Below are 14,646 nucleotides of genomic sequence, written 5' to 3'. Positions count from 1 at the left end.
AATTATTACTTTTAAACAGAATGTTAATTACATTATTGTGTGAGGAGTGAAAGTGACGTAAACAATCATTGATGCTACACATTTTTTAATTCAGCATTTTCACTAACCATAATTAGAATTATTGAAAAGAAGTTAGGTAAGCATTATGAATCATTTAAAAATCATTACTTATTTTAATTCTGAATTAGATAAATTAGCGCTGTATAAAAGTGACCCAGAAGATAACAGTTATGAACATAACCATGAATTTGATGAGTTAGTCATTGTTGAACAAGGACATGGACTGCATATTATTAATGGTAAACCTTTATTTATACAACAAGGTGATGTGTTTTTAGTTCGTCACCATGATTATCATTTTTATGACGAACTGGGTACTTTAAAACTAACAAATATCTTGATCAATCCTCGTCGCAACTTTATGTATTTAAATAAGATAGAAATGTTATTGAATCGAATTTCCGTGAATGATTTAAGTTCGTCTATTTGGCTAACACCGAGCATACGGAAAGAGTGTAATACCGTTATTGATCAGATGTTTAATTTGCAAAATTCATTAGAGTATCGTGAATTTTTATTTTTTAAATTAATTACTATTATTGATCAATCACAACGGCAAACACAAAAAAACAATACACGTTATAAACTTCACTTATTGCTTAATCATTTACAAGATAACTGTTTTGATGAATATGATTGGCATAGTATTGCTCAACGTTTTCATTTAACTCTTAGAACAATGTTCAGGCATATTAAACAAGCCACAGGCCTAACACCAGAAAACTACATCAAACGATTGAGATTGTTATCAGCACGAGCAAAAATTCGTGAAAGTGATATGACAATTACTGAAATATCTTTACTTTGCGGTTTTATCAATAGTACTCATTTTACAACGTTATATAAAAAAACATTTGGTATAACGCCAAGTGAAGAAAGGAAAAACGATAAACAGAATTTAATAAATTAATCTTACAAAGAATCGTTCTGCTTTAAAATTGAACTGGTTGTCAAAAGTGTGAGTCTTCGCACAAATTTGATAAAAAGTCTAAAATTACTATAAATAACAGCCAAAAAAAGATTTTTCATGTCCATATATTAAAGGTCCGGTATGATTTTCCTTTTAAAATATGGGTATAACAATTAGTAAAGCTATGGGGACTATCCATGATTAAAAAACTGCTTGATAAAGATTTTTTTGTTTCAAGTGACCAAAACATTGCTCTTGAACCTCGGGCACCACAAACCGTATATCCTGAACATACTCATAATTTTAATGAAATTGTCATTGTCACAAAGGGATCAGGTAAGCATATTTTAAATGGTCAACTTTTTGACCTTTATCCAGGTATGATGTTTTATATTCATGCAAGTGATTGCCATTTATACGAAAATGTTAATAATTTACACTTAACAAATATCTTATTTAGAGATCAAGATAAATTCAATTTTATCAATGGTATTAACGAATTGATACCCAGACAAAAAACGAACCAATCGCACTATTTTGTGGATAAAAAATGTAACCAATATGTGCAAGCTATTTTAAATCAACTCAATCAAATGAATAAACAGCCAAATGCCTTTCAGGAAAGTCTTTTTTTACAATTACTTTTATTATTTAAACAAAATCATCATGTTAATCAAGGAGAAGGATCAACAGATTCTCGAGTTAAACAATTGTTGCACTGGTTACAAATTCATTTTAATGAATCAATTGATTGGGATATGATCACACAACAATTTTCACTGTCACTTCGCTCTTTTCATCGACACATAAAAAACCATTTAGGTATTACTCCCCAAAAATATTTAATAAAATTACGCTTAGCTGAGGCCTACACTCAATTAATATATACTAGAAAGACAATTACAGAAATTGCTCAAGAATGTGGATTTAATGATAGTGCCTACTTTTCAACCTGTTTTAAACAAGAGTTTAAAATTGGTCCACAAATATTACGTAATGATCCAGAAAGACGTTATCATTAATCGTGAAACAAAGTCGTCAAAAACAAGTTATGAATAAATATTTACGTTTATATAAACAGGACTATTTTATTTCAAAGATAAATACGGTTACTGTCGAAAAAAGAGAACATCAGCAATCCTTTCCTTTGCATAATCATGACTTCTATGAAATTGTTATTGTCTGTTCAGGAAATGGATTGCATCATTGGAATGATTATATTTATCCCATTACCAGTGGCGATATTTTATATATCAATCCAAAGGACATTCACGGTTATGAATCCGTAAATAATCTTAAACTGTTTAATGTATTATATTTGCGAGAAACGCTTTTTTTGTCAGCTATAATTGAAAAATATCTACCTCAACATAACGCTAAACACACAGAACGCGTTTGGCGAATTAATCCTTCATTTATTAAACAGTTATCATCATTGGTTGATCAGTTAACCATAGAATCAAAAAAAATAATTTACCCTCAGTGCATTTGTCTGAAACGTTGTTTTTACAGTTATTAATTTTATTAGATAGAATCAAGCAAGATCCTAATGAACAATCTACTACAGAGACTCATCAGTTAGATCTACTTTTTACAATGTTGCATAATAGTATTGGCAGTTCATTTAACTTGGAAATGTTTTGCAAACAAAATCATATTGCAGAACGTTCAATTAGCCGTCTATTTAAAAGCCAAACGGGCATGACCATTAATGAGTATTTGCAAAAGCGTCGTCTATGTAACGCTATGTCATTACTGCGCAATACGCAATACTCGATCAGTATGATTTCATCGGAATGTGGCTATGATGATAGTAACTATTTTTCTGTGGTTTTTAAAAAAGAGACTCAACAAACGCCATCCCAATATCGATCAAAATTTAAAAATAAACACAATAAAAAGTAACACTCCTTGAGTTAAATTAGATTGTTAAAGTTTACTCTCTTTTAAAACACCAAAAGAGAGCAACCATTTAATTAAGATAAAATACAGGCAATAACTCTTCACTGATTGGGCTATTATCAGTATTACTTGGCATAATATCACGCATAAATGTCCACCACTTTTGGCACGCAGTGGTACTACCAATAGCATCCCAACGTTCTTCTGATTCAATTTCAACGTAAGCAAATAATAGATTGCGCTTTGCATCGAGAAAAATCGAATAATTATGTGCACCATGTGCTTTTAATTCTTTCACTAATTCTGGAAAATTTCATCGTGCCGTCTTTTATATTCCGCATGTTTATCAGGATTAACCTGCATGATTGAAGCTTTTCTTAACATAACCATTCCTCTTTATTAATCATCAAATATGAAATAAGTCAATATGATATTTACTAACCTATTTCATAATTTTATATAAGCAACTTATCATTGATAAATAGTATGATAAAGTTGTTCAATTTCGTGAACATTTGTTTTACGTGGATTACCATCTGTGCAAACATCATTAAAAGCAGCCTTCGCAAGCAATGGAATATCTTCAATTTTTACACCAATGGCTTTCAAATTAGCTGGAATACCTACATCCTGATTAAGTTGTTTGACTGCATCAACAGCAGCTTGCCTGGCCTGTTCAATACTCATACTTTCAGTATTAACAATTCCCATTGCCTTAGCAATATCACGGAATTTATCAGCAGTAAAATCAGCATTGTAAGCCATGATATGGGGGAGCAAAACCGCGTTTGCCACACCATGCGGTGTATTATAAAATGCACCAAGCGGATGAGCCATACCATGCACAAGCCCTAAACCAACATTTGAAAAGCCCATTCCTGCAATATATTGCCCAAGTGCCATATCTTCACCACCTTTTTTATTACCCTTGACAAAATCGCGAAGTGAACGTGAAATAATTTCAATCGCTTTTAGATGGAACATATCAGAAAGTTCCCATGCACCTTTAGTAATATACCCTTCAATAGCATGAGTTAACGCATCAACACCTGTTGCAGCTTTTAAACTTGCAGGCATACTAGCCATCATTTCGGAATCAATAATAGCAACAATCGGAATATCATGCGGATCAACACAAACAAACTTGCGTTTTTTCTCTTCATCTGTGATAACGTAATTGATCGTTACTTCCGCAGCGGTACCTGCCGTTGTTGGAATGGCTATGGTAGGAACCGCAGGTTTTTTAGTTGGTGCAACGCCTTCTAAGCTTCGCACATCAGCAAATTCAGGATTATTAATAATGATACCAATGGCTTTGGCCGTATCTTGCGGAGATCCACCACCGATCGCTATTAAATAATCAGCACCTGACTGTTTAAAAATGTCTACCCCTTTTTTAACGATTCCAATTGTTGGGTTAGGCATAACTTGATCAAAGATTTGATAAGCAAAACCATTGTCATCTAATAATTTTGTTACTTTTGTTGCTACTTTGAATTTAATTAGATCTTTGTCAGTAACCACCAATGCTTTTTTAAAACCCCGTTTTTTAATCTCATCAACGATATGTTGGATTGAACCTGCACCAAAATAAGAGGTTTCATTTAAAATCATTCTATAAGCCATAATCTGTTTTCCTTTCAATTAATTTGCCATGCCTAAGCCAACGATATTGGCAGCAAAAATAATAACTAAGCAACCTATACATAATACTTTTACTGGTTTCTTTCCTGTGCCAAACCACTCTTTTAAAACTAAACCAACAATACCACCACAAAGCACATAAAAGCTCATATGTAACATCCAACTCATAAAGCCATATTCTGCTGGAATATTGGCATGGCCCCATGCATAAAAGAAGAATTGAAAATACCACATTGCACCGCCCAAAATGGCAAACAATGCATTGCTAATGAGTAACGATTTAGCAACCGAGAAATCTTGTTTGAATGACAACTCTTTTTTAAAACAGAGGCGGGAAATACAAAAACCGAGATTAACTATCGCGCCACCACCCATGATGACTACATAACTAGGTAACGCAACATACAGATGGGAAACACCTAATTGAGCGGCCTTAGTATGCATAGGTACCGCGGCGCTCATAGCAAAAGACATACCGGCAGAAAAAATCCCACACATTACCGCTAATAATAAGCCTTTGCGTAGATTAAAATCCGCTACCTGTACACCTAATGTTTTTTCTTTTAAAAGTCCCGCATAAGTAACAATGGCTACCCCAATAACAGCGACAACTACGCCTAGCAGTGTCATTTTGCCGCCGGTTGAAGCGATAAGTTCACCAAATTTACCTTGTAATATCGGCGTCATTAACGTACCAACAATTAAGGTAATGCCAATTGCAATACCTATCCCCATGGACATACCCAAATAGCGCATAGTCAGTCCATAGCCGACATTACCAATTCCCCACATTGCACCAAATAGAAAAACTGGAATTAATACATCTGAACTGAAACTACCGTAATATTCCCAAAAATCAGGCAATAAACAGTAACTTATAGACCAAGGTAAAATAATCCATGAAAAAATACCCGCGATTGACCACATTGTTTCCCATGACCAGTTTTTCACTTTTTTTAAAGGCGCATAAAAACTAGCGGCAGAAGCGGCACCAACAAAATGCCAAATAATGCCTAGAAAAATTGAACTACCCATATTTGTTTCCTTATAGCTAAACAATATTACTTAGTATATTTTTGCTAAGCTTATTTATTGTTTTAATGCGTCCTCTAAAGGAGTAACATCAAACCGTTGAGCAAGAAGCCTAAATTGCTCTAAAGTAATGGTTTGTCGTTTGCCTCCCATGAATAATACTTTTACTAATACTTCCGCGGATTTTTCAGCAGTATCAATTAATCCAAAAGCCTCATCCAAATTTGATCCTGTACCGAAAACACCATGAAACGCCCAAAGAACTAATGTGTGTTTTGCCATTTCTTTTGCCGTTGCATAACCAATTTCATCTTTACCTGGTACCATCCAAGGCACTACTCCAACACCATTTGGAAAAACAACCAGGCATTCGGTGCTCATTTCCCATAGTAAACGGGTAATAACTGCGGTATCGAGCTCTAAAACATAGGTTAATGCAATTAAATTGGTTGCATGACAATGCATGATCACGCGATCTTTACCTTGGCTTTTTTCCATGCGAACAATGTGAGACTGTAAGTGAGCAGCTAGCTCAGAAGTGGGTAAACCACCATTAATCAACCCCCACATAATATAGTAACCCTTGCCCTGTTCATCGATTTTGACAATAGCTAAGGTATCAGCGGGATCTAAAATGACATTTCGGAAAAATTTTCCAGAACCTGTCACAATAAAGTATTGATTGGCTAACTTAGCCACATCTTGTGTTAATGATACGTGCCTTGGATTAGCATAAAAGTCACCTTGAAATGAAACGATATCGGTGTCTAACAATCGTAAGCTTACGTTACCACCATTACGTTCATCCCAACCTTTTAACCACATGTCGTACGTTGCTTTGATCATGCCTTGCACAAACCAAGAAGATAGAATTTGTTGCATTGTTTTCACCTTTTTTATCGTTGGCTTAATACTTGTTGCTCATATTGACGAACTTCGTCTAACCATGCCTGGCCTACTGGGACATCATTAAGCTGACAATACCTGTCCCAAACTGCTTGCCAAGGCAGTGATTTTTGTTCTTCTAATAATGCTAATCGGGAGGTAAAATCTCGGTCATGTTCGTACTGTTTGAGTTTATCCGTTGGTTCTAATAGTGCTTTCATTAAGCATTTTTTCATATTACGAGTACCAATTACCCAAGCAGCAATACGGTTGATTGATGCATCAAAAAAGTCTAAACCGATATGTACACGATCGAATAATTTATTACGAATGACCTCACTGGCTATGTTTTGAGTTTCATCATCAAATAATACGACGTGATCGCTATCCCAACGTACTGGACGGCTTACGTGTAATAATAAGTGTTCAATAAATGGCATAACGGCAGAAATCTTATCTGAAATCACTTCTGTCGGATGGAAATGACCAGCATCTAAACATAATGCTGTTTTACGAGATGTGGCATAAGCCAAATAAAATTCGTTAGAGCCAGCAGTATAGGATTCTAAACCAATACCAAATAGCTTACTTTCAACGGCATCAATGTGATATTTGGAATCAATCTTTTCGCTGATCATTTCATCAATAGCTTCAACTAAACGCTGTCTTGGTCCAAATTTGTCAACCGTGATATCTTTCATGCCATCTGGTAACCAAATGTTCATAATTGACGGTGTACCTAACTCTTTACCGAAGTACTCAGATACTTTACGACATGCTTTGCCATGATCAATCCAGAATTGACGGATTTGATCGTTAGTGTGGGTTAAAGTCCCATCATTACTCAGTGGATGTGAAAAGTAAGTAGGATTGAAGTCTAAACCAATATGCTGTTTTTTTGCCCAACAAACCCAGTTAGCAAAATGTTCGGATTTAATTTCATTACGATCGACTTTGTGATCAACTTCAAGATAGCAAGCATGCAAGTTAAGGCGTTTTGGTCCAGGAATTAAACTGAAGGCTTTATCTAAATCTAAGCGCAGTTCGTCAGCGTTACGCGCTTTGCCAGGATAATTTCCTGTTGCTTGAATACCACCTGTTAACTCGCCTTCAAGTTTTTCAAAACCAACCACATCATCACCTTGCCAACAATGTACCGAAATTGGTAAGCGGGCCATAGTAGAAATTGCGGCATCAGTATCTACACCTATTTCTGCATATCTTGATTTGGCAATTTGGTATGCCTTTTCAACGACATTCATGGAAGACTCCTTTATGAAATATATAAATTTTTTAAATAATTATTGGTTGGAGAGTAATATTTGGTGTCAAAATTTTGTGCAATAATATGGCGCAAAGTATTGACATTTTTAATGTCACCTAACGCAATCAATTGATAACCCACATTCCCAAGTGATGAAGATTCAATGGGGCCAGCAGTAACATTGATTTGACAAACATCAGCACATAACTGATTTAAAAAAGCGTTTTGACAGCCACCACCAACAATATGTAGAGTTTCGATTTTTCTATTAGTGATCGTTACTAATTCTTTGATGATATCGCGATATAAATGAGCCAAACTGTCAAAAATACATCGCAACAGCTGCGATAGACGTTCAGGTGCATGACCGTGGTTTTCCAAACAAATTTGTTTTATGGTTTCTGTCATCGATTGAGGATTTAACAATCGACAATCATTTGGATTGATAAGATAGGTAAATGCGGATTCTTGTTCAGCTAATTGAATTAATGAGGTAATATCCTTAACTTCATGTTCAACGCAGACTCGTTGGAATAACCATAGTCCCATTATGTTTTTTAATACTCGAAAATGTCCATCAACGCCCCCTTCGTTAGTAATATTTGCGTTTAATGCCGGTTGTCCAGTAACAGGCTGTTTTGATTCAATCCCCATTAATGACCAAGTTCCAGAACATAAGTAAGCACTATGTTGATCATTGATTGGTGCAGCAATAACTGCACTAGCCGTATCATGGCTGGCAATAGCGATAACCGGAATTCGATCGCCTTCGGGTGTTTTCCACATTCCAACTTGATTACCTGGTTGAGAAATAGTACCAAACCATTTACGTGGTATACCTAAATAGTTAAGCAAGTCATCATCCCAGTTTTTCGTAACAACATTAACTAATTGAGTGGTCGTTGCGTTAGTGTATTCGCGATTAAGTTGTCCAGTGAGTCGATAGATAAAATAATCAGGGATCATTACTAAATCGGTTACTTGTGATAGCCAAGTAGGAGGATTGATCATCATTGCTTTGAGTTGGTAAAGGGTATTAAAAGTGAGAAATTGGATGCCCGTTTTTTGATAAATCCTTTCTGTGCTAAGTTCAGATTGCACCAGTGACATGACATTATCAGTACGATGATCACGATAAGAATAAGTGGATCCAACTACTTGTCCATTCTTATCAAGCAATACATAATCAACGCCCCAACTATCAATACCGATACTATCGATTTTGATATTTTGCTGAATAATTTTATTTAGTCCAATTAAGATCTGTTGTTCCAGATAAACTAAATCCCAACAATAATCATTATCTATTGCTTTGAATCCATTGTTAAACCGGTGAATTTCTTTAAGCGTTATTTTTTGAATTTGCTGTTGATAACATGACAGCATGACCCGACCACTCGATGCCCCTAAGTCAATTGCTACAATATATCTATCTTCCATTAACACTGCCCTTAATTTTATTAATGGTGATAGTTTATATAGCGTTAAATTCAAAGACTTTTAATCGATTGCCATTGTTTAATAAATGTTGGCAATATTTTCAAACTCAGTGTGATCTATCACACAAATTACCAAATTTATCGGTTTTATACATTCCCATAAATTATTGGTATAATAATTTTTTTTACAAAATTTGAGAGTAATCCATGGTAAATCAGTTAAAAGCCCTTATTCAGTATCTTCTTCCTAAACAGTTATTAACTTCGTTATTTGGTTGGCTTGCTAAAAAGCAGCTAGGTAACATTACTACTTGGATAATTCAGGGCTTTATCAAATTGTATAAAATAGACTTAAGTGAAGCTAAATTGGTAAATGTTCGAGACTATAAAACCTTTAATGATTTTTTTGCACGTAAACTGAAAGAAGATGCTCGCCCAATTGATACCGCGATTAATTCTATTATTATGCCCGCTGATGGAGTTATAAGCCAATTTGGAACGATTCAAGATAACTTCTTACTACAAGCAAAAGGGCATTATTATTCCTTAGAAGCACTAGTTGCTTGTCATTCTGATATGATTAAATTTTTTAAACATGGTTCTTATGCAACCACGTACCTCTCCCCAAAAAATTATCATCGCTTTCATATGCCTTGTGATGGCGTTTTACGTGAAATGATTTATGTACCCGGTTCGCTTTATTCTGTGAGTAAAGCAACCACTGAATGTATACCAAATATTTTTGCTCGGAATGAACGCGTAATTTGTTTATTTGAAACTGAGTTTGGTCCAATGGCACAAATACTAGTCGGGGCAACTATCGTTGGTAGTATTGAAGTAGAGTGGGAAGGTTGTATTACTCCGCCACGCGAAGGCATAATGAAACGTTGGATCTATTCAGGCGAAGTAAAATTAATTAAAGGACAAGATATGGGATGTTTTAAACTTGGTTCAACCGTTATCACCTTGTTTGCATCCAATACAATTGAATTTGATAGCCACTTGAAAGTTGGCGATACAACACGTGTTGGTCAAAAATTAGCTGAAAGGATATAGCTTTATGTGGATACGTAGTATTTTATGTTGTGCTTTATTGCTGTTTTCATCAATAACATTGGCTGAACAAACAGTCATTACCATTAATAATGAAGAAGAACTGTTACAAACACTCAATCAATTAGGTGATAAAAATGAGGAACTCCGTCAAAATTTAGAGCTTCAAAAAACACATTTAACCAGCATTATTAATGAACAAAATAATATTACTACGCAAATTTCACATGTTCAAAATACATTATCAACTCTTGCCGAACAAGGGGAATGGTTAAGTTTTTCAACTGCGCTTGGCGAAACACTTCGCCAACAATTGTTAAATCTACCAGAAAAACCAAAATCTCAACCACTTGATGCAGAAATAGCGGAAGCAAAAGTTCAGCAGTTAAATTACAGCAATAATTTAAAGGCATTAGGCAGCTATCCGACATTAACTAACCCAGTTAATAGCTCAAAACTTGCTAGCCAATATCGACGTTCAATTCGTGAACAGATTGAATTACTTAAAACGTTAATCTCAGGCACAGACACCACTATTTTGGAGTTAACAAAATTAAAAATATCAAATAAGCAATTAACTAATGCTATAGATGAAGTTAATGATGCTGCACATCGTTATTTTTTTTGGGTTGCCGATGTAAATCCAATTTCATTGGAGTATCCAGTAAATTTAGCTAAAGATGTGGCTTATGTAATATTTTCTATCGACACATTATCTCAGTTATATCATGCGAGTTGTGAAATATTATCATCACCTAAATTACTATTTTTATTAATAATATCCATAATATTTGTTTTTGCACATTTCAAAATGCGAAATAAATATTATGCTTTTTTAAATAAATCAGCTACGCGTGTAGGTAAAGTAACGCAAGACAATTATTCATTAACGTTAAAAGTAATAGTTTATTCGTTAATTATGGCGTTGCCTATACCTATTTTATGGGCTGTTTTTGGTTATGCACTACAACAAATCAATTGGGATTATCCGGTGGCTATTGCGCTGGGCTATGGAGTTAATGCTGCTGCACCAATTTTATGGGTTTTTATAATCACAGCTCATTTTGCGGAAAAATCAGGACTCTTTATTACCCATTTTGGCTGGTCAAAAGCTAATGTTCATGAAGCAATGAAATATTATAAACTTTCAGTGTGGGTGGTGATTCCTCTTGTAATGATTGTAATGAGTTTTGATCAGTTTAACAATCGCCAATTTGCTGCTACTATTGGTCGTTGTGCCTTTATTATTTTATGTTTTGCATTAGTATTCATGAGCAACTCAATTCACCGCGCTGGTGTTCCATTATATATAGATAAAAAAGGCTCAGGCGATAATCTCTTGAGTCATATTTTATGGCTCATTTTATTGAGTGCACCGTGGTTAGCAATAATAGCCGCCTGTTTAGGATATTTATCTACTGCGCAAGTTTTATTAGGGCGCCTTGAAGCTTCAGTCATTATTTGGTTAGGTTTATTAGTTATTTATTTTATGATTCGTCGTTGGATGTGGATCCAAAAACGTCGCATCAAATTTGAACGAGCAAAACAGCGCCGATTAGAACGTATGCAACGCGCTAGAGGTCACGAGGAAGATTTAACATCAATTAATGATGGTATGGATGAACCTGCGATTGACTTAGATGCAATTAGTGCTCAATCATTACTATTGGTTAGATCAATTATTATGCTTATAGCATCAATCAGTATGATTTTACTCTGGTCAGAATTGCATTCAGCTTTTGCCTTTATGAATAACATTAAACTTTGGGGTACAAGCGTAATAGTAAATGGAACCGAAGTAGAACAATACATTACGTTAGGTGCTGTTTGTATTGCCATTTTAGTTATGACTATTACCATTCAATTAGTCAAAAATCTGCCTGCACTACTTGAATTAGGTTTACTTCAACATTTAGATCTAGCCCCAGGAACGGGTTATGCCATCTCAACCGTTTCAAAATATATTGTATTGATGATAGGCAGTATGATTGCATTTTCATTTATCGGCATTGATTGGGCAAAAATTCAGTGGCTTATTGCAGCATTAGGTGTCGGTTTAGGATTTGGTTTACAAGAAATTTTTGCAAATTTTATTTCTGGTTTAATTATTCTTTTTGAAAAACCGGTACGCATTGGTGATACAGTTACCATCAGGGATTTAACGGGTAATATTACAAAAATCAATACGCGTGCTATTACCATTGTCGATTGGGATCGCAAAGAAATAGTTATGCCCAATAAGGCATTTATTACCGAACAACTCGTCAATTGGTCATTATCTGATTCAATAACCCGAATTGTATTAACCATTCCAGCAACCATCGATGCAAATAGCGATCTTGTGATCAAACTATTAGAGAAAGCATGTGAAAAATGTGAATATGTACTTAAAGATCCAGAACCACAAGTATATCTAGTTGATATTCAAGAAGGTATTCAGTTATTTGAAATACGCGTATTTGCGGCTGAAATGGGACACCGTATGCGACTACGCAGTGCTATTCATAAATTAATATTGGAAGCTTACCGTGAACACAATTTACAATTACCATTTCCACCTCTACAAACCAATTTAGAAGCACTTGGTCGTAAAAGTGGGCGTCGTAGTTACCATGTTGGCACTATTTAACCAAATAGGGTTTCTAACCAAGGCACACCAAATGCTCCTGGAGCCAAAAGTACAAATGCCCAAATTGGCGCGGAAGCGATATTCGCTAAATTAAATTTGCTTGCTGGCATATGCATAGTGCCAGCAATGAGTGGTACAAATGCTCGTAATGGGCCAAAAAAACGACCAATAAAAACCCCAAAAGTACCATAACGTTGAAAGAATTGTTCAGCACGAAAAATAAGTTTTGGATGTTTGTTTAACGGCCATGAAGCAATCACTTGTTGATGATAATACTTACCTAACCAATAAGATACCCAATCACCTAAAATTGCCCCTAGTGAGGCGGCAATCAACACAGGGAAAAAAGATATCGCTCCACCACCAATCAAGGCGCCTGCACCCAATAATATGGCTGTAGCTGGCACAAGTAATGAAATAATAGCCAGTGACTCTCCAAAAGCCAGTATAAATATAATTGGCAAAGCCCATATTTGCTGAGTTTGAATAAACTGCATTATTATTTGTGTGATTTCGTGTAATGACATAGTTTAAATTAATAAATTAGCAATTGATTATAGTTTCTTATTTTACCATAATATTAACAGTATAGGATTTGAACTCATTAATTATTAGCTACTTTTATAATAATAAGTAAATTGATTTACTCATTGTTAACATTAATAAGCTGATCATAATCAAACCTAGTTGTAAACATTTATATTAGTCAGAGATCAATTATGACGAACGGAACAACTTCATTAAAAGTGAACAAATTCAATAACAGCACTTTACAAAACCCACAAACGGATAAAATAGCCATCGAAAAACCGGTTGCATTGATTTATAACGGAATTTCACATGTTGTTATGATGGCAACACCTAAAGATCTTGACTATTTTGCTATTGGTTTTTCATTAACAGAAAACATAATTCAGTCAGTTAATGATATTTATGGTATTGATATTATTGAACGATCAAAAGGAATCGAAGTTAATATTGAATTATCATCAAGACGTTTCGCTCAATTAAAAGAAAAACGCCGTAATCTAACGGGTAGAACAGGATGTGGAATTTGTGGTACCGAGCAAATTGAACAAGTCTGTCAAAGAATTTCTCCCCTTCAAATAAAAGATAAAATTGTATTATCTAATTTTAGTGAATCGCTTTCATACTTAACCCAAGTTCAGTCGGTTGGTAAACAAACTGGGTGTACACATGCTGCTGTCTGGCTTGATTTAAATGGGCAACTCCTAGCTGGTTTTGAAGATATCGGAAGGCATGTTGCATTAGATAAGTTACTTGGTTATCGAGCTAAACAACAACAATTGAATGATCAAGTTCAGAAAGGAGTTATTCTGGTTTCTAGCCGTGCTAGCTACGAAATGGTTCAAAAAACAGCCATATGTGGAATCGAAATTCTTTTGGCAGTTTCAGCTGCAACTTCAATGGCTATTGAAAATGCCAAACAAAATAACATAACGTTGATTGGATTCTTTCGAGGTGATAAAGGAGTTATTTATTCAGATTTCGGACGTATTCTTGAATGAGATTAAATTTAATCTGAGCTAAAAGCTTTTAAATAACTGAATCATACAAAAAAATGCTATTTTATTGTATGATTGCCACTAATCAATTTGCAAATAATAAATTGAATAATAATAATAAATTTTTTATACCACAATTAAATTAAAGATAAATTAATAAGCATCTTTCTTTATTTCATGAAGATCAGCATAATATACAACTACGGATTACAAATACATTGTTTTTCTTGTAGATTTTTAGATGATCTTTTTCTGAAAATGAATAAAAGGATTATATATATTAGCTATGATCTTTATTGAAA

At 34.5% G+C, this 14,646-nt stretch carries 12 protein-coding genes and 2 pseudogenes; 7 read left to right on the top strand and 7 right to left on the bottom strand.

Going from position 1 to position 14,646, the window contains the following annotated elements; translation table 11 throughout:
• Window positions 1-145 precede the first annotated feature (145 nt).
• The 4 genes from J3U19_RS05270 (at window position 146) to J3U19_RS05255 (ending at window position 2,875) form a co-directional block, all read left to right on the top strand.
• Complete coding sequence (locus tag J3U19_RS05270) at window positions 146-970, top strand: helix-turn-helix domain-containing protein (RefSeq protein ID WP_267345619.1); 825 nt, start codon at window positions 146-148, stop codon at window positions 968-970.
• 197 nt (window positions 971-1,167) lie between these two features.
• Window positions 1,168-1,992 (top strand): HTH-type transcriptional activator RhaS, encoded by an 825-nt coding sequence (gene rhaS, locus J3U19_RS05265; protein ID WP_267345618.1) that lies wholly within the window; start codon window positions 1,168-1,170, stop codon window positions 1,990-1,992.
• Window positions 1,993-1,994: 2 nt separating this feature from the next.
• The gene (locus J3U19_RS05260) at window positions 1,995-2,489 is read left to right on the top strand and encodes an AraC family ligand binding domain-containing protein (RefSeq protein ID WP_267345617.1); all 495 of its coding nucleotides are present in this window, start codon (window positions 1,995-1,997) and stop codon (window positions 2,487-2,489) included.
• Window positions 2,459-2,875 (top strand): helix-turn-helix domain-containing protein, encoded by a 417-nt coding sequence (locus tag J3U19_RS05255; RefSeq protein WP_267345616.1) that lies wholly within the window; start codon window positions 2,459-2,461, stop codon window positions 2,873-2,875. The genes J3U19_RS05260 and J3U19_RS05255 overlap by 31 nt, the downstream gene beginning before the upstream one ends.
• A gap of 67 nt (window positions 2,876-2,942) precedes the next feature.
• Here J3U19_RS05255 and rhaM read toward each other — a convergent pair.
• From rhaM to rhaB, 6 genes and pseudogenes are all read right to left on the bottom strand, one after another.
• Window positions 2,943-3,256 (bottom strand): annotated as a pseudogene (rhaM, locus tag J3U19_RS05250) (L-rhamnose mutarotase).
• An 87-nt stretch (window positions 3,257-3,343) separates the two neighbouring features.
• Complete coding sequence (gene fucO, locus J3U19_RS05245) at window positions 3,344-4,498, bottom strand: lactaldehyde reductase (protein ID WP_267345613.1); 1,155 nt, start codon at window positions 4,496-4,498, stop codon at window positions 3,344-3,346.
• Between the two features lie 18 nt (window positions 4,499-4,516).
• Window positions 4,517-5,551, bottom strand: a complete 1,035-nt coding sequence (rhaT, locus tag J3U19_RS05240) for an L-rhamnose/proton symporter RhaT (RefSeq protein ID WP_267345612.1) — start codon at window positions 5,549-5,551, stop codon at window positions 4,517-4,519.
• A gap of 54 nt (window positions 5,552-5,605) precedes the next feature.
• Window positions 5,606-6,430, bottom strand: coding sequence for a rhamnulose-1-phosphate aldolase (rhaD, locus tag J3U19_RS05235; protein WP_267345611.1), 825 nt, complete (start codon window positions 6,428-6,430; stop codon window positions 5,606-5,608).
• Window positions 6,431-6,444: 14 nt separating this feature from the next.
• Window positions 6,445-7,695 (bottom strand): L-rhamnose isomerase, encoded by a 1,251-nt coding sequence (locus J3U19_RS05230; RefSeq protein WP_267340515.1) that lies wholly within the window; start codon window positions 7,693-7,695, stop codon window positions 6,445-6,447.
• Between the two features lie 11 nt (window positions 7,696-7,706).
• Window positions 7,707-9,137 (bottom strand): rhamnulokinase, encoded by a 1,431-nt coding sequence (gene rhaB, locus J3U19_RS05225; RefSeq protein WP_267340516.1) that lies wholly within the window; start codon window positions 9,135-9,137, stop codon window positions 7,707-7,709.
• A 206-nt stretch (window positions 9,138-9,343) separates the two neighbouring features.
• Here rhaB and asd point away from each other — a divergent pair, with 206 nt between their 5' ends.
• On the top strand, window positions 9,344-10,192 hold the full coding sequence (gene asd / locus J3U19_RS05220) for an archaetidylserine decarboxylase (protein ID WP_267340517.1): 849 nt from the start codon (window positions 9,344-9,346) through the stop codon (window positions 10,190-10,192).
• Between the two features lie 79 nt (window positions 10,193-10,271).
• Window positions 10,272-12,818: pseudogene (gene mscM, locus J3U19_RS05215) on the top strand (miniconductance mechanosensitive channel MscM); the annotation flags it as partial.
• On the opposite strand, the gene J3U19_RS05210 reads toward mscM, so the two are convergent.
• Window positions 12,815-13,345, bottom strand: coding sequence for a DedA family protein (locus J3U19_RS05210; protein ID WP_267340519.1), 531 nt, complete (start codon window positions 13,343-13,345; stop codon window positions 12,815-12,817). The pseudogene mscM and the gene J3U19_RS05210 overlap by 4 nt on opposite strands.
• A 192-nt stretch (window positions 13,346-13,537) precedes the next feature.
• On the opposite strand from J3U19_RS05210, the gene fdhD reads away from it, so the two are divergent.
• Entirely contained in the window at window positions 13,538-14,347 is an 810-nt protein-coding gene (fdhD, locus tag J3U19_RS05205; protein WP_267345610.1) for a formate dehydrogenase accessory sulfurtransferase FdhD, read from the top strand.
• The last annotated feature ends 299 nt before the right edge of the window (window positions 14,348-14,646 follow it).

It is taken from the genome of Gilliamella sp. B2828 (genome assembly GCF_026537125.1).
Classification (GTDB): domain Bacteria; phylum Pseudomonadota; class Gammaproteobacteria; order Enterobacterales; family Orbaceae; genus Gilliamella.
The sequence above is the reverse complement of the archived record's forward strand: the minus strand, read 5'-3'. Positions and strand labels throughout refer to the sequence as shown.